At 51.8% G+C, this 15,832-nt stretch carries 13 protein-coding genes; 12 read left to right on the plus strand and 1 reads right to left on the minus strand.

Annotated elements, in window-relative coordinates:
* The first annotated feature begins 14 nt into the window (after positions 1 to 14).
* From ACOQPM_RS26120 to ACOQPM_RS26170, 11 genes are all read left to right on the plus strand, one after another.
* Positions 15 to 287, plus strand: coding sequence for a type II toxin-antitoxin system VapB family antitoxin (locus tag ACOQPM_RS26120; protein WP_420631331.1), 273 nt, complete (start codon positions 15 to 17; stop codon positions 285 to 287).
* The gene (locus tag ACOQPM_RS26125; RefSeq protein WP_420631332.1) at positions 284 to 670 is read left to right on the plus strand and encodes a type II toxin-antitoxin system VapC family toxin; all 387 of its coding nucleotides are present in this window, start codon (positions 284 to 286) and stop codon (positions 668 to 670) included. The genes ACOQPM_RS26120 and ACOQPM_RS26125 overlap by 4 nt, the downstream gene beginning before the upstream one ends.
* Before the next feature lie 112 nt (positions 671 to 782).
* Positions 783 to 1,703 carry a restriction endonuclease gene (locus ACOQPM_RS26130; protein ID WP_420631333.1) on the plus strand — a complete coding sequence of 307 codons (921 nt, stop codon included), beginning with the start codon at positions 783 to 785 and terminating at the stop codon, positions 1,701 to 1,703.
* Positions 1,704 to 1,916: 213 nt separating this feature from the next.
* Positions 1,917 to 3,218, plus strand: coding sequence for an HlyD family efflux transporter periplasmic adaptor subunit (locus ACOQPM_RS26135; RefSeq protein ID WP_420631334.1), 1,302 nt, complete (start codon positions 1,917 to 1,919; stop codon positions 3,216 to 3,218).
* Positions 3,215 to 3,973, plus strand: a complete 759-nt coding sequence (locus tag ACOQPM_RS26140; RefSeq protein ID WP_420631335.1) for an ABC transporter ATP-binding protein — start codon at positions 3,215 to 3,217, stop codon at positions 3,971 to 3,973. Before ACOQPM_RS26135 ends, ACOQPM_RS26140 begins: the two co-directional genes overlap by 4 nt.
* Before the next feature lie 4 nt (positions 3,974 to 3,977).
* Complete coding sequence (locus ACOQPM_RS26145) at positions 3,978 to 5,270, plus strand: ABC transporter permease (protein WP_420631336.1); 1,293 nt, start codon at positions 3,978 to 3,980, stop codon at positions 5,268 to 5,270.
* A 75-nt stretch (positions 5,271 to 5,345) separates the two neighbouring features.
* Positions 5,346 to 5,903 carry a hypothetical protein gene (locus ACOQPM_RS26150; RefSeq protein WP_420631337.1) on the plus strand — a complete coding sequence of 186 codons (558 nt, stop codon included), beginning with the start codon at positions 5,346 to 5,348 and terminating at the stop codon, positions 5,901 to 5,903.
* Positions 5,900 to 6,469: a hypothetical protein gene (locus tag ACOQPM_RS26155; protein ID WP_420631338.1), complete on the plus strand. Its 570-nt coding sequence runs from the start codon at positions 5,900 to 5,902 to the stop codon at positions 6,467 to 6,469. Before ACOQPM_RS26150 ends, ACOQPM_RS26155 begins: the two co-directional genes overlap by 4 nt.
* Positions 6,469 to 7,077, plus strand: a complete 609-nt coding sequence (locus ACOQPM_RS26160; RefSeq protein WP_420631339.1) for a hypothetical protein — start codon at positions 6,469 to 6,471, stop codon at positions 7,075 to 7,077. Before ACOQPM_RS26155 ends, ACOQPM_RS26160 begins: the two co-directional genes overlap by 1 nt.
* A 90-nt stretch (positions 7,078 to 7,167) precedes the next feature.
* Positions 7,168 to 8,817, plus strand: a complete 1,650-nt coding sequence (locus ACOQPM_RS26165) for an ATP-binding protein (protein WP_420631340.1) — start codon at positions 7,168 to 7,170, stop codon at positions 8,815 to 8,817.
* Between the two features lie 215 nt (positions 8,818 to 9,032).
* Complete coding sequence (locus tag ACOQPM_RS26170) at positions 9,033 to 11,219, plus strand: serine carboxypeptidase (protein WP_420631341.1); 2,187 nt, start codon at positions 9,033 to 9,035, stop codon at positions 11,217 to 11,219.
* 224 nt (positions 11,220 to 11,443) lie between these two features.
* On the opposite strand, the gene ACOQPM_RS26175 is transcribed toward ACOQPM_RS26170, so the two are convergent.
* Positions 11,444 to 13,228 (minus strand): BCCT family transporter, encoded by a 1,785-nt coding sequence (locus ACOQPM_RS26175; RefSeq protein WP_420631342.1) that lies wholly within the window; start codon positions 13,226 to 13,228, stop codon positions 11,444 to 11,446.
* A 404-nt stretch (positions 13,229 to 13,632) separates the two neighbouring features.
* Here ACOQPM_RS26175 and proX point away from each other — a divergent pair, with 404 nt between their 5' ends.
* Positions 13,633 to 15,768, plus strand: a complete 2,136-nt coding sequence (proX, locus tag ACOQPM_RS26180; RefSeq protein WP_420631343.1) for a glycine betaine/L-proline ABC transporter substrate-binding protein ProX — start codon at positions 13,633 to 13,635, stop codon at positions 15,766 to 15,768.
* Positions 15,769 to 15,832: the final 64 nt, after the last annotated feature.

A 15,832-nucleotide genomic window follows, 5' to 3' on the forward strand; every position in this document is an offset into this window, starting at 1 on the left:
AATGGAGGTTTCATATGGCGGTAAATATTAAAAACCAAGACGTAGAGAATTTGCTGAATGAAGTTGTTAATTTGACCGGGGAAACCAAAACCGAGGCAATTCGCAAAGCGTTGGAAGAACGCCGTAGACGTCTGTCCTTACATTTTGCCAGCCCCGATAAGCATCAAAGGCTTGTTGCTTTGCTCGAAGAAGAAATCTGGCCCCAAATTCCCGCTAACCAATTGGGCAAACGGTTGAGCAAAGAGGATGAGGAAGCCATCCTGGGTTATGGGGAAATGGGCATATGATTTTAGACAGTTCCGCTATTGTGGCGATAATTTTCAAAGAGCCTGGACACGAAATTTTGATGACAAAGATGGCTGAGGCCACGGAAGTTGGGATAGGGGCACCAACTTTAGTAGAGTGCGGCATCGTCTTGTCTGCCAGGCTCAACCAGGATGCACGTGGCCTGTTGGGCAGGTTTTTGCGCGATGCGAATATTGTCACGATTCCGTTTAGTGAAGAACATTTTGGTACGGCCATCGGTGCCTGGTTGAAATATGGTAAGGGCAGGCATTCTGCAAGCTTAAATTTTGGTGATTGCCTTACCTATGCCGTTGCCAAATTAGCTAATATGCCGCTGCTGTTTGTGGGGGATGATTTTCCAAAAACAGATATAATCTCAGCCTGATACAAGATTGAAGTTTTAGTTTCTCTCTATGTTGTTAGTTTCCTAATAGCCTTTATTGATTTTGTGATGCTACTAGCCTTTTATAGTTGCTAAGATTTGAAATAAATGACTCATGAGCTCAAATTTACCTTTTGAAATTCGCGAAGCAATCATTTCTGTATTTGGCAAGATTTTTTGGTACAAGGATCCATTTCGATCTTTTCTTGTGCTAGATTGCGGCGTTCCCTCTGAACTGTACGATAGATATTCTGATGAATCAAAATATAAAATTGCGCGTAACATACTTTCCGATTTAGATAGGATGGGGCAAGAAGGATTTTTGATTGAGAGAAAGATTCTGACTGAGTTGTGTAACTTGCGTAATGTTCCTGACGACAATGTTCCAGATCGAAATGCAGGCTTAGATGCCTTGAGGCGATTAAAAAAATTGGCGTCGGAGCAAAAACTCGTTGCTAAGAAAGAGCAAACTGAATCCGATTTAAATTTGAAAGCAGCCCATCAAAGGCAAGCTGCATTAGAAACTCGTGCCAAAAAGATGGAGGAGCTTCGATTGAAATTTGCAGCAATGTCTACAGCAACAAGCCAAAGTGAATTACAGAAGCGTGGATATGAATTGGAAGAATTGCTGGCACAGTTATTTGAGTCCCATGAAATTGATTATCGTCGGCCTTATAGGGTGGCAAATGAGCAAATAGATGGGTACTTCAAATATAAGGGGTTCGATTATCTTGTAGAGGCAAAATGGCGCTCTTCGCAACCAACAGAATCAGATTTAGCTGCTTTAAAGCGCAAAGTTGACAAAAAGCTAGTTAGCACCAGAGGGTGGTTTTTATCGATGGCTGGCTTTCGACAACAAGTTGTTTCAGAATTTACCCGTGGGGTAGCTTCAAACATCATTTTGATGGATGGTCAAGACTTATTTCTCATTTTAGAAGGTCACGTTACTTTAATTGATGCAATCGATATAAAGATTCAAAAAGCTGCACAAGAAGGAATAATATACTTTCCATTGGCTCAAAGATTTAGCGCATAGCGCAATTAGAAAATTGTGTCTTTTTTGAAGCCAAGAAATAAGGTTTTCCCAAGTCAATTGGGTGTACGAACCATGAAGCATCTGATGGTACTTTCTCCATGATGTAGGCAAAAAGATTACGAAATTGTAACCACGTATTACCAAGCTGAAACTTCCCCATAACCAAACGACAACCTAGCCAGCTTATTCTGACACCATGTTGATGGAGGTCAGATGATGAAGCGTTGGATGATTATTTTAGCTGCCATGTTGGGGCTGGCGGTGGTTGGTGGGGCAGGCTATTGGGGGTATGTGTCGCAGCAAACGGCCGTTCCCACCACACCCCCAGCACCCGTTACCATTGCTGCCACCCAGGGGGATGTGCAGAAAACAGTCACTGCGCCCGGCCAGCTCGTTGGCACGCGGCAGCAAATGCTGGGGATGGATGTAGACGGCCGTCTCATCGAACTAAATGTACGCCCGGGAACGGCCGTATCTGCCGGAGACATCATCGCCAAAATTGATCCCACCTCCTACCAAAATGCCCTAAACATTGCCCAAATTGAATTAGCTCAAGCACAAGATGCGCTGGCGCAGCAGGTGGCTGAGGCTGAACTAGCAGCGGCAACTAATGAAGCGCTGGTTGGTTCCACCCAGGCACAATTTCCCCAGCTTACCGCTGCCGAAGTGAATTTGAATTTGGCGCGTGAGGCGGAGGCGTGGGCAGAAAATGAGTACAACAAAGCACTGGATCGCCACTGGGAGCCGCCGGAGGTGGTGGAAGCGTACCGGCTGGAGTGGCAACGCGCCATCGCCAACCGCCAAATTGCTGAGTCTGAGTACAACGCGGTGCTAAACCAGCGCTGGGCTGTGGGGCAGCAGGTGGAAGCACAGCAGACGGAGCTGGATCGCGCCAATTTGGCGGTGGATTATTTGCGGGAGACGGGGGTGAATCCTTTGCTGGAAACGGCCGTTGCCCAAGCAGAAGCCAATCTCGCCGCCACTGTTTTATATGCCCCGTTTGATGGCGTGGTGCTAGATGTGTTTGTCACCGCTGGCGAAGCAGTGGGGGCGGGAACTAATCTGGTTTTGCTGGCCGATCCAAGCCTCGGTGAAGTGCGGACGACGGTGATTGAGGAAGATTTAGCCGATGTGCAGCTTGGCCTGCCTGCGGAACTGTTCTTTGACGCCCGCCCTGATTTGGCGGTGCAGGGAACAGTGGCGCGGCTGGTGCCACAGCGGGTCATTGGTGAGGCGCGACCACTCTACCATGTTTACATAACTGTTGATGAGCAATTGCCCGATGGTGTCTTCCCTGGCATGACGGTAGATGCTTCGATCATCGTGGCTGAGGAGTTGGACATGGTGCGGCTGCCGCGCACGCTGGTTCGGCCGAGGTCTGATGGAACGGCCGTTATCCAACTGTGGCAAAACGGGCGGCGCGTTGATCGAGAGGTAACGGTGGGGCTGCGCGGCGATGTGTTTATGGTCATCCAATCTGGTTTGCAGCCGGGTGATGAGGTCGTGGGTGAATGAGTGCCGTCATTGAAACCTACGATTTGAGCCGCGAATACCAGATGGGCGACCAAATTGTCCACGCCTTGCGGGGTGTCTCATTCCAGGTGGCGCTGGGCGAATTTGTGGCCTTGATGGGGCCATCCGGCAGCGGCAAATCCACGTTAATGCACCTGCTGGGCTGTTTGGATTCGCCAAGCAACGGCCGTTACCTGCTGGCCAGTGAGGACGTGGGGCAATTTTCGCAGCGGCAGCGCGCCACCATTCGCAATGAGCAGATTGGCTTTGTCTTCCAGACGTTTAATCTACTGCCTCGATTGACGGCTTTGGCAAACGTGATGTTGCCGCTTCAGTATGGCGGTCGTCAGCCGGAGGTGCGCCAGCGGGCAGAAGCGGCTTTGGCACGAGTAGGCTTGGCCGACCGAATGCAGCATCGTCCCACGGAGCTTTCTGGCGGGCAGCGGCAGCGGGTGGCCATTGCCCGTGCCCTCGTCGCCGACCCGGCCATCATTTTGGCAGACGAACCAACCGGCAATTTGGATAGCCAAACAGGGGCGGACATCATGCAGTTGCTGGGTGAGTTGAATAGTGAGGGGGGGAACGGCCGTACCATCATCCTCGTCACCCACGACCCGCAAGTCGCCAGCCACACCCAGCGCATTTTGCATCTCCACGATGGTGAAATTGTTCGAGAAGAAAGGTTTACCACAGAGGACACGGAGAACGCAGAGGGTAGAAAAAACTCCGTGCCCTCTGTGCGCTCTGTGGTGCAATAAGATCATGACGCTATTTAATACCATTTTTACCGCCTGGAGCGGCATCATGGGCAACAAGCTGCGGGCAACGCTGACGACGCTGGGCATTGTCATTGGCGTGGCTTCGGTAATTAGCATGTTGGCACTGGGCAACGGGGCGCGGGCAGCGGTGGATGCCAACTTCCGCTATCTCGGCTCGGACATGGTGCAGATTAGCGTGAAGGAAAAGATTGACCAGGGGGAACTCGTTCCCATTGGCGAAATTCTTTCCTTTGAAGATGGGTTGCAGATGCCGGAGGCTGTGCCGCTGGTGCAGCGCGTCATTATGTCGGTGGGGGGCGAGGGCAAAATTCGACGGGATCGCAACGTGCTGGATATGGGCGTGCTGGGCACGACAGCCGACGGACTGGCTAACCTGGTGACGGAGGGGCAAGTGCAGCCGGTGGCCTGGCCGGACGGAGTGCCGCTGACGCCGGAGGGATTTTTGGGAAACGGCCGTTTCTTTACCCCCTCCGAAGTTATTGCCAATGCCGATGTCTGCGTGCTGGGGCATAAAACGGCCGCAGACCTGTTTGAAGGTGACGAGCCACTAGACGAACTGATTTGGGTCAATCGGCGCAAATGTTTGGTCATTGGCGTATTGGCCGAGCTGGAAGTGATCAATCCCTCGCTGCGGAACCAGCTGCGTCCGAATGAGGTGCTTTACTTGCCCATCAGCACCGCTATTTTGAACTTGTTCGATGAAGAGCCGTCGGTGGGCATCATCGCCCGCGTGAGTGACGAGGCGCAGATGGCAACGGCGCGGCAGCAAATCATCAGCTACCTGCGGCAGCGGCACGGCGTGGGGCAGGATGAATTGGGCGATTACGAAGATGATTTTGAGCTGACGACGCGCCAAGAGATTTTGGGGGCACAGCAGGCAGCGGCTCGTACTTTTTCCTTCTTGCTGGCGGCAATGGCGACGGTGTCGCTCGTCGTGGGCGGCATTGGCATTATGAATGTGATGTTGGTGAGCGTGACGGAGCGCACCCGCGAGATTGGCGTGCGGCTGGCAGTCGGGGCACAGCAGGGGGACATCGTGCGGCAGTTTTTGCTGGAAGCAGTTTTGATTAGTGCGGCGGGTGGGGTGTTGGGTACGGCCGTTGGCATTCTCACAGTCCCTTTGGCGGCGTCGCTCAACCGAGGCGTGGCCTTGCTAGACCCAGCGAGCATCCCGCTGGCCTTTGGCGTGGCCTTGCTCACAGGATTGGTTTTTGGGCTTTACCCAGCCGTGCGGGCGTCGCGCCTCGATCCGATTGAAGCATTACGGTATGAGTAAACAGGAATCAGTGAACAGTAAACAGTAATCGGTCAACGAACACTGATTACCAAATTTAAATTGAGGAGTTTTGAAATGAACCGAAAAGTGATGGCAATTTTATTGGTTAGTGTGTTGGTGCTGTTGGGGGCTGGGGCGTTTACGGCCGTTCGCCTACTCAATCCGCCAGAAAGTAATGATCTGCCCGCCGGGGCGCAGGTGTTTGAGGATGTGTACGATGACGGCAGCGGCAGTCCGGTGACGGTGAAAACCGTCATTTTGCCGGCAACTGAGCTGCCAACTGAGGAATTTGCGGCGGGCGGTGTCTTTTTGCGGCAGGAGGATAACAGTTACTTCGTTGGCACTGGCTCTACCAGCGTCAATGTTCAAATTGAAAATGGTGAGCCGCAAGTGGCAGTGGATCACAGCGGCCCAGAAGTAGAGGTGGTGGTAACGCAGGGCACCATCTTTTATGAAGACATCACTGAAGTGAGCTTTGAAGCCTCGGAATCGAAGGAGCAGACATTACAGCAGGCGGTGCGCCAGGTTGATCCGCCAACTGACTTGCAGGGCGGGGCATCCATCACGGCTTGGGGTGAGCGGCGTGGTGACCGGGTGGTGGCGACTTTGATTGTGTTTGCGGAGACGCGATGAGTAAAAGAGCGATTGTGATCGGCACGGCCGTTTTCGTCGTAATCGTTCTGTTGGCAGGCGGGGCGTATACGGCCGTGCAGCTTCTCACAGCCCAAGAAAATCCAAACCTCCCTGCCGGGGCACAGGTATTAGAGGATGGGTTTGATGATGGCAGTGGTAATCTCATTACGGTGAGAACAATCCTGTTACCCGCGCCGGAACTGCCCACAGACAAGTTTGCCGCAGAGGGCATTTTTCTTCGGCAAGAGGACAATAGCTACTACGTCGGGACAGGGGATAGCAGCGTCAACATTAACCTCGGGAGTGATACGCCGGAACTGTTTGTAGGTCATAGTGGGCCAGAGGTCGAGGTGGTAGTCAGCCGCGACACCATTTTTTATGAGGATATTACCGATGTGGGTCTTGCATCAGAATCGTCAGAATCGAAGGAGCAAACCTTGCAGCAGGTGATACGCCAGGTGGAACCACCAACAGATTTACAGCGCGGTTCGTCACTGATGGTGTGGGGTGAGCGGCGCGGTGATCGGGTTGTGGCCACGATACTGTTATTTGTGGAGGGTCGGTAATGAATAAGCGAACTTTTTTGATGAGGTCTATGGTTTTTGCGGTTATCATTTTGTTGGCAGGCGGGGCGTATACGGCCGTGCAGCTCTTGACACCAGATGATGCGGGGGAAACGGCCGTTGCCTCCGGCGGTGGACGTGTGATGCAATCCATCTCCTCCCAAAACGGCGGGCCATCTGTGGCCGTGCAGACCACCATCCTGCCCGCCCCAGAGCTGCCCGATGAGCCATCTGCTGCCTTTGGTATCTTGCAAAGCCGGGAAGACAATACCTTGCTGGTTGGCACGGGCAATATTGACCTGGAAGTAGACGTTGAGGTCAACCCGGACACCGGGCAAGAAAGCACCACCCTTATCCCCTCTACCGATGGCCCTGTTTTAGAAGTGGTGCTGACGCCAGACACCATTTTGTACCGGGACGTGACCGATCTGAGCTTACAGCCAGGGCAGGAAAGCGGCGAGCGCGAAATTGTGCAGCAAGTGCGTTTGGTTGATTCCTCCGACGACATTACGGGCAATTTGGAGCTGGAAGTGTGGGGCGAGCGGCGCGGCGACCGGATTATTGCCACGGTGCTGGTGTATGGGCCGCTTGGCGGCGGCGCGTTTGAGTAATTTTTGCCACAGAGGGCACAGAGATTTTTGAGGTTTTTCTCTTTTTACTCTGTGCTCTCTGTGGCTAATTAATTCAGGTATACTTTTTGCATGATTCCCAAATCGCTTCGCTTTCGTTTGCCCTTAACCTATGCCGGGATTGCCCTCATTGCCACGCTCGTGTTGGGGGCGGTGCTGCTATTGACTTTGCAGCAGGTGTATCGTCAGCAGGAGATCGATTATTTGACGGGCAATGCGTTTGCCATTAGCGAGCGGGTCTTGCCGCTGGTGCGGGAAGGCGATTTGGGGCAGCTACAGGCCAATGTGGAAGGGATGGCCTTCCTTTCGCAGACGCGTGTGCAGGTATTCAACGCGGATAATACTTCCCAAATGGCCGACTCTGGCAATCCCCGCGAGGTAGATAGCAGCACGGAGATCAACGTCTCGGTAGAGATTGATGGTGTTGAGCAAACGTTTGAGCAGCCTGTTGCCAACAGCAATGCGCGTGAAGTGACTGAGACGACCATCGTCATTGAGCCAGGGCTGTTTGGCAGCGTGGATGAAGAAGTGAAGTCACAATTGATTGAGGAGGGCTCAGTTGAAGAAGGGGTGGATGTTGCGGAGGAAGTTGAGGACGCAACAGGTGTCATTACGCGCACCACAACGGTGACACGAGAGGTTGTGAGTGACGTGCTGCCGGTGGTTGGCACGCAGTTTGGCTTTGGCTTCGGCGAGCAGCCAGGTGCAGACGGCACGGTGTCTAATCTGGCGGTGAGTCGGCCGATTGTAGATGAAAACGGCCGTCTTCTCGGCCGTGTTGAACTATCACAAGGGCCAGCCTACGGCCGTGACATTTTGCAAAGTGTTTTTTTGGGATGGCTGATTGCCTCAGCGGTGGCGGTGTTGCTGGCGGGGCTGGCGGGCTGGTTGGTGAGCAGGCGGTTGGTATGGCCGTTGCTCACCCTCACCGAAGTGACCACCCGCATGGCCGATGGTGATTTGGCAGCGCGAACGGCCGTGCAGCGGCAGGATGAGCTAGGCACGCTGGGCAGCAGCTTCAACAAGATGGCCGATCAGGTAGAAGGCACCATCACCACCCTGCGCCAATTTATCGCCGACGCCGCCCATGAGCTGCACACGCCCCTCACGGCGCTGCAAACCGATTTGCAGACGCTGGGGCAAACGGCCACGGCTCAAGAGCCAAATCAAGCCGCCAAGATTGAGCGAATGCAAGCGCAAGCCGTCAGGCTGCAAACGCTCACAGACAGTTTGCTCGATTTGTCGCGCATTGAGGCCAACAGCAATGGAGACAGCGAAATTGTGAATTTGAACCACCTGCTGCAAGAAACGGCCGAACTGTTTGCCTCCCGTGCCGAACAGGCCGACATCCAGTTTGGCCTGACCCTGCCAGACTTGCCGCTGCAGGTTTTGGGCAATCCCCTGCGTCTGCGCCAAGCCGTCCAAAATTTACTGGACAATGCCCTCAAGTTCACCCCCAGCGGGGGTGAGGTAGCTGTTTTGCTGGCGCGAGAAGATGATTTTGCCCACCTCACCATCACCGACACAGGTATTGGCATCCCAGATGAAGATTTGCCCCATCTGTTCGGCCGTTTCCATCGCGGGCGCAACACGGCCGATTTTCCGGGCAACGGCCTCGGGTTAGCTATTGTGCAGGCGATTGTGGTGGGGATGAACGGCCGTATCGCCATCAACCCCCTCACCCCCGGCACCCAAGTCGTCGTTCATCTCCCCATTTCCTGAATTTAGCCACAGATTACACAGATTTCCGCAGATTTTTTCTAATCTGTGTAATCTGCGAAATCTGTGGCTTTCTTGCTTTTAAGAAGGTGACAGAGTTCACGCCGCTTCGGTGCAGTTCCTCCTAACAGGCATTCCCTACAATTTAGTATCCTTACCAAGTGACAGTCACCTCCGAAGGTGACTGTCACTTTACGTCACTATTTGAAGAGGAAAATATGAAACAGATTGCTGTCCTGCACCTGAACCGCCCGGAAACAGCCGAAACCGTCACCTTTATGGGGCAATCGCTCCAGATTCGCCACCTGAACTGTGCCAACGACCTGGACAAAGCGCGTGAACTCATCACCCAGCTAGACGGTCAGGTAGATGCCATTGCCCTGCACGGCATGCCTGCCCAGCTAGAGCTTGGCCCGGCTAAACGCAAACATGCACAGGGGGCTGGCTTGACAGCCGTTGCCCAACAAACACCGGTGGTAGACGGCCGTATCATCCGGGCTGGCTTGGAGCGATGGGGCATCATTTTGGCTGATCGCGCCCAGCCAGGTATCTTTAGCCGCAAGCGGGTGCTGATGACCCCTGGCATTAACCACAATGGCATGTCCCGCGCCTTGGAACGACACGGTTGCACCATCCGCTACGCCGACCCTTTCATTTACTTCCATTTGCCCAAAGTGCCAGGGATCGGCTTCCGCCAGACGCGCAATCAGGCCGCACCGTTCACGCTGGATCGCCTGAAAGATGTGTCGTATGAAACCTTGTATCCGCAGGTGAACGGCCGTTCCCCCGAACCCAACCAAGCCCCCTTCGACTGGGCCGACGTGATTGCCGGGGACATCGGCACGATTCGCCACTTTGCCCCCGAAACGCTCAAGCGCAAAACCATCGTGGTAGAAAACGCCAGCGAGGACGACCTGGCCGATTTGCAAGCGCGGGGCGTGGATATTGTCGTTACCCTCATGCCCGCTCTGGACGACGCTGCTGGGCTGGGGCAATGGTCTGCCGCCACCGTCGAGGCCGCACTCACCGCTCTCCGCCCCGACCCTGCCGCACCCCTCAACGAAGACACCTACCTGGACATGATGGCCGATCTGGAATGGACGCCCGCCATCCGCACCCTCCAGCCGGAAAACGCCGACATCAACCGCTTTGCCTTTGTCATTCACCCGCTGAGCGTACGCTTCATCCATGGGCATCGGGCTTTCCGCTGGACGAAATATTTGCCCGATAGCATCGTCGAAGCAGTGGCCGCCTACATCCCGCCGCTCTCTCTCTCCCGCATCACCGGCGGGCAGTCGCCCACCACCGGGCAGCGCATTGAGGGACATCTCATCAGCCTGGGCGCCACGCCACGCCAGATGATGCGCCACGGCGAACGCTTCACCTACGACCGCCTGCACAAAGCGGCCGAAATGGCTGAACGCAAAGGGGCGCGGATCATGGGGCTGGGCGCGTTCACCAGCGTGGTGGGGGATGCGGGCATCACCGTCGCCCACGAAGCTGATATTGCCATCACCAGCGGCAACAGCCTCACCGTTGCGGCCACGCTGGAAGCGGCCAAGCAAGCGGTCATCAAGATGGGGGCAACCGATCTCACCAAGGGCAAGGTGATGATCATCGGCGCGACGGGTTCGATTGGCTCCGTCTGCTCTCGCTTGCTGGCGCAGGCGATTTATGATGTGGTGCTGGTTTCCATTGAGCCGGAGCGGCTGATTGACCTCAAGCGCACCATTCAGGAAGAAACGCCCGGTGCCAAAGTAGCCATCGCCACCCGCCCCGACGAACTGATTGGCGATTGCGACCTCATCGTCACCGCCACCTCCGCCTTTGGTCAGCGCATTGTGGACATCACCAAATGCAAACCGGGTGCGGTTATCTGCGATGTGGCCCGCCCGCCAGACATCAGCCCCGCCGAGGCCGCCCTGCGCCCCGACGTGCTGGTGATTGAAAGCGGCGAGGTACTCATCCCCGGCGACATTGATTTTGGCTACGACATTGGCCTGCCGCCTAAGACGGCTTACGCTTGTTTGGCTGAGACGGCGCTTTTGGCCATGGACGGCCGTTTCGAGGATTACACACTAGGCCGAAATATTTCAGTGGAGCGGGTCAAAGAAATTTACCGCCTCTTCAAAAAGCACGATTTCCAAATTGCCGATCTGCGCTCTTTTGACGAAGCGGTGACGGACGAGCAGTTTGCCCAAAAGCGCAAACTCGCCGCCGAACTCAAAGCAGATCCCGCCCATTTTGCCCAACTTCAGGCAGAAACAGGCGCAAAGCTAGCCAAAATTCCCGTCCAGGCCAAAGGTGTCAAATCTCGCCGCAAAAATTCTGGTGGGATGGTGGCGGCCATTGTTGCCGTCATTGGTGGGATTGCCATTTTGCTTTGGAACGGCCGTCGCCGTTAACCTGAAATCATTTGTAGGGTGAGGTGACCCATCGTGCGGTCATGCTACTCAAAACACCTATTCTCCCGGCGTGAACGGCCGTTCAGCAGCAAGGTAAATTGGGCATACAAGACAACAGAAGTAGGTATCAATAGAAGGCTCGGGTTGAATAGATAAATCTTCAACTCGAGCCTCTATTTGTTCAATTCCCTCTACCAGTTAGGTATACTTAGGAATTGCCTGGATCAATCTCCAGTAGCTGAAAGCCCACCTTCTAAGGTTTCCACATCAATTGGCGTTCTTTCAATAACTTCTTTTATCTCATGTGCATCTAAATGGTAAAGTTCTTCATGAAGCCCTTTACGTAAACTATAGATCATTATGAGCAGAACAATTGTAAAGGGTAAGCCAGCCGCAATTGACGCAGTTTGTAAAGCAGCAAGGCCGCCACCCAAAAGCAATACGGCCGCCAGCAGACCTTCCATTATCGCCCAAAAAACTCGCTGCGGCACTGGCGAATCAAGCTTGCCACCAGAAGTCAGGTGATCAACAACCAGCGAGCCAGAATCCGAGGATGTTACGAAAAAGAACACAACTAGAACAATTCCGACAAACGAGATTATTCCAGTTAGTGGGAGGTTCTGGAACATTTCAAACATAGCCGTTGCCACATTTTCATTGACGGCCCGGGAAATATCTACGCCTGTCTGTTCATTAAAGATAGCTGTACCGCCAAATACCGACATCCAGAAAAACGAAAGCAGCGTTGGCAGAAGCATCACACCAACAATGAATTCTTTGATCATACGACCTTTAGACACGCGGGCAATAAACATGCCAACAAAGGGCGACCAGGAAATCCACCAGCCCCAATAGAAGACGGTCCAGCCGGCTTGCCATTTATCGCCCACTTGGTATGTTTCAGTCCAAAGAGCCAATTGGGGCAACCTCTGGATATAAAAACCAACATTTTGGAAAAAGGAGCTAAGAATATAAACAGTAGGCCCTAAAATAAGGACAAAAAGAAGCAAAAGACCTGCAATGCGAATATTCCACTCGCTGAGCTTTTTAACGCCGCCATCTAATCCTGCAACAACCGACATCGTTGCAAAACCAGTGATAATTACAATCAGCAGAACTTGAAACCACGTTTCTGTTGGCAACCCAAATAAGAAATTAAGGCCAGCCGAAACCTGTTGTACGCCAAAGCCTAATGATGTAGCGAGGCCAAATAACGTCGCTATTACCGATAGAATATCAATAATGTTGCCCCACCAACCGTAAATACGGTCGCCAAGAATAGGGTAAAAGACAGAGCGAATGGTCAAGGGAAGGCCACGATTGTAAGCAAAAAAGGCAAGGCCAAGGCTTACAAGTGCATAGATACCCCAGGGGTGTAGCCCCCAATGGAAGTAGGTAACTGCAAAAGCCGCCTGCGCTGCCTCTGCGCCGCCCGCTTCAACCCCAAACATGGGCGATGGGCTGCTAAAATGGAAAATAGGTTCAGCAACGCTCCAGAACATAAGGCCAATTCCCATACCTGCGCTTATGAGCATGGAATACCAGGCAAAATTGCTGAATTCTGGCTTTGCCTCTGGGCCACCAATACGAATTTTGCCATATTTACTAAAGGCAAAAAACGCCATGGCAATGACAAATATGTTGGCCGCAGCAATATAAAGCCAGCCAAAGTTTGTGCTAATGCCTGTGAGAAGGCTGCTAAAAACAGAAGCAGCCTGTTCTCCGGCTAGCAATGTCCAAGCCACAAATACAAGTAATAAACCACCAGCAACTAAGGTTACTTGCGGATGGAGATCAAACCCGTACCCAACCCAGTTTGTATCTCCTGGCTCTCGGTGGGCGATCTCCTCATAATATTCAACTTCAGGATCAACCTGCAGGCCATAAAATTGGTCGCGCTCTTCAATTGCTTTGAGGCGCTCCAATTCTTCTTGACGTAAGCGTTCCTCAATCAGCTTACGCTGTTTTGTCCTGTTTTCCTTTTTCATGTTTTCGGTGACCGCAGTCATTTCTTCCTCCTTCTTCAACTAATATTGATAAATGGACATTTGAGGCATTTCTGCCAATTAAACAATTTGGCTGGGGATTACTGTTATTTAATTCACAGATTGGGTCGTATTCCCTGCAGCTTGCTGCGAGAAAAATTCCGATTCCCGGTCTTGATACCCCGCCTACTTGTAGCGGGGTAGTTCATTTAGCTTTTAGTTGGAGGTTTAGCCTGCCGCCCTTTTAGGCTGGTGGCTTACAGCAAAAATGTTGTTGATGTTTCGATGAAAAATTAGCGTAGTGTGTGGGTTGCTTATTTCTGATATATTAGTAATATATCAGTTGATGAGCCATTATAGCCTCCAATTGTCAATAGCGCAAAACACTGACTTATAGAACTCTAACCTACAGATTCAATAATAATCCTATGATGCAAAAACCAAATACGCTTTCACATATTTTTTGCCAATCAGGCTGCTTAAGGAGCCTGTTTTTCCTGGGCTGCTTGCTAACAGGAATGCTATTTGCTGTTCCGCTTTCTGCCCAGGAAGAAGCAAATTCGCCAATTGGCGGAAACCGGCCGATACGGATGGGGCGTGCGACCTGGGATACAGGTTGGTTTCAGGCTGAAGTATATCGGCAATTGCTGCTGGAATTAGGATATCAAGTTGACCGCCCACGCACCTTTGACAATGGTGAATTCTATGAGGCGTTGGCCAGAGGGGATGTTGATTTTTGGGTCAATGGTTGGTTTCCCCTTCATAATGCCTTCCTAACCGATGAGGTGACAGCACGTATTGAGATAGTGGGGACACAAGTGAAAGGTGGTGCTTTGCAAGGCTATATGGTTGATAGGAACTCGGCTGAATTGTTGAGTATTACATCACTGGCTGATTTTAATCGATCTGAAGTGGTGAACTATTTTGATAGGGATGGAAACGGCCGCGCCGATCTTATAGGCTGCAATGTTGGCTGGGGGTGTGAACAGGTTATTGAACATCATCTAGACAGTTATGATTTGCGCGGTGTGATAGAACATGTTCAGGGAGACTATGGCCCGTTAATGGTAAACACGGTTGAGCAATTTGCAGCCAACGAGCCGATATTTTTTTATACGTGGACACCCAATTGGACAATTGGTGCATTGGTTCCGGGACAGGATGTCGTTTGGATTGGTGTGCCACCCCTCGCTTTGTCAGAGGATCAAACAACCGTGGCTAATGTCGCTGGCTGTGTGGTCTCTCCTTGTCCAATGGGATTTCCTCCTAATGATATTCGTACAGTTGCCAACCGAAGTTTTTTAGAGACAAATCCTGCTATTCAAGCATTGCTAGATTCGATAGTCATTCCACTCGATGATATTTCAGCGCAAAATGCTCTGTTACTGGCAGGAGAAGAAGAGCAAACGGATATAGAACGACACGCTACTGAGTGGATTACAAATAATAGGCAAGTCGTTAATGTATGGATGGCAACGGCCGTTGCTGCACATGATGAAACATTGGTGGTTGAGGTTGGGAGTGAAGATTCTAATGAAACACTACAATCTTTGCCACCGTTGCGAATTGTTACAAAGCCTTTGGCTCCTTTTGTTATTTATGATGTTGAAACGCGACAATATACTGGTTTCAGCATTGAATTGTGGAAGTTGATTGCTCGTGAGGCCAACTTAGAGTATGAACTGTATGGAGTGAATACGGTGGCAAAACTTCTTGATGAGGTCGAACGGGGGGCGGCTGATGCGGCAACAGCAGGTGTTGGCATTACCGAACAGCGTGAAAGCAAGCTAGACTTTTCTCACTCTTATTTTCAGTCCGGTTTGCAAATTATGGTAACGACTGAAAACCGGGGGCTTTGGGGCAATAGTTTTTTGAGCCTCATCAATGCCATCTTTTCCCCACAACTGCTCAGGGTATTAGGATTTCTATTCATTTCTCTACTTGTAGCGGCGCATATCATGTGGTTCAGTGAACGACATATCAACGATGATTTTTCTGTAAATTACTGGCCGGGCATTTGGGAAGCATTCTGGTGGTCTGCAGTGACAGCAACGACGGTTGGATATGGCGATAAAACACCCAAAACAATACTCGGACGTATTGTGGGCTTGATTTGGATGTTTTCTGGCTTGTTTGTGTTGGCTTCTTTTACAGCTAGTATTGCGGCAACTTTCGCCGTAAATGAGGTTAATTCTCATATTGCTGGGCCTTCCGATTTGCCTGGTAAACGGGTAGCAACCATTGAGCGCAGTACGGCAGAAGATTATTTGAATCAGCAGGGAATCCGACCGATTTTGTTCCTGCATGAAGGCGATGCTTATGCTGCCCTTCTTAATGATGAGGTAGATGCTGTAGTTTACGATGCGCCTGTGCTACAGCATTACGTTGCCCTTGATGATAGTGGCTCAGTTGAATTAGCTGGCACAGTATTTCAAGAACAACAATATGGTGTTGCCCTCTCCCAAAATCCCCTGTTACGTGAAAGGATAAATCTTGCGTTGCTTCGACTAATCGAATCTGGTGAATATGCTACGATTTACCGTGAGTGGTTTGGGGAGGAGTAAACTTGCATTTTGTCAGTATTCTCTGACATTCTAAACAGCCGTATCACCTGGATCAATATCCAAC

Origin of the sequence: Candidatus Leptofilum sp., assembly GCF_965223525.1 — a bacterium.
Lineage (GTDB): Bacteria > Chloroflexota > Anaerolineae > Promineifilales > Promineifilaceae > Leptofilum.

What these genes read in the sequence shown, in the direction of transcription:
- ACOQPM_RS26120 (WP_420631331.1), top strand. Translation starts at nt 15, where the DNA reads ATGGCGGTAAATATTAAAAACCAAGACGTAGAGAATTTGCTGAATGAA.
- ACOQPM_RS26125 (WP_420631332.1), top strand. Translation starts at nt 284, where the DNA reads ATGATTTTAGACAGTTCCGCTATTGTGGCGATAATTTTCAAAGAGCCT.
- ACOQPM_RS26130 (WP_420631333.1), top strand. Translation starts at nt 783, where the DNA reads ATGAGCTCAAATTTACCTTTTGAAATTCGCGAAGCAATCATTTCTGTA.
- ACOQPM_RS26135 (WP_420631334.1), top strand. Translation starts at nt 1,917, where the DNA reads ATGATGAAGCGTTGGATGATTATTTTAGCTGCCATGTTGGGGCTGGCG.
- ACOQPM_RS26140 (WP_420631335.1), top strand. Translation starts at nt 3,215, where the DNA reads ATGAGTGCCGTCATTGAAACCTACGATTTGAGCCGCGAATACCAGATG.
- ACOQPM_RS26145 (WP_420631336.1), top strand. Translation starts at nt 3,978, where the DNA reads ATGACGCTATTTAATACCATTTTTACCGCCTGGAGCGGCATCATGGGC.
- ACOQPM_RS26150 (WP_420631337.1), top strand. Translation starts at nt 5,346, where the DNA reads ATGAACCGAAAAGTGATGGCAATTTTATTGGTTAGTGTGTTGGTGCTG.
- ACOQPM_RS26155 (WP_420631338.1), top strand. Translation starts at nt 5,900, where the DNA reads ATGAGTAAAAGAGCGATTGTGATCGGCACGGCCGTTTTCGTCGTAATC.
- ACOQPM_RS26160 (WP_420631339.1), top strand. Translation starts at nt 6,469, where the DNA reads ATGAATAAGCGAACTTTTTTGATGAGGTCTATGGTTTTTGCGGTTATC.
- ACOQPM_RS26165 (WP_420631340.1), top strand. Translation starts at nt 7,168, where the DNA reads ATGATTCCCAAATCGCTTCGCTTTCGTTTGCCCTTAACCTATGCCGGG.
- ACOQPM_RS26170 (WP_420631341.1), top strand. Translation starts at nt 9,033, where the DNA reads ATGAAACAGATTGCTGTCCTGCACCTGAACCGCCCGGAAACAGCCGAA.
- ACOQPM_RS26175 (WP_420631342.1), bottom strand. Translation starts at nt 13,228, where the DNA reads ATGACTGCGGTCACCGAAAACATGAAAAAGGAAAACAGGACAAAACAG.
- proX (WP_420631343.1), top strand. Translation starts at nt 13,633, where the DNA reads ATGATGCAAAAACCAAATACGCTTTCACATATTTTTTGCCAATCAGGC.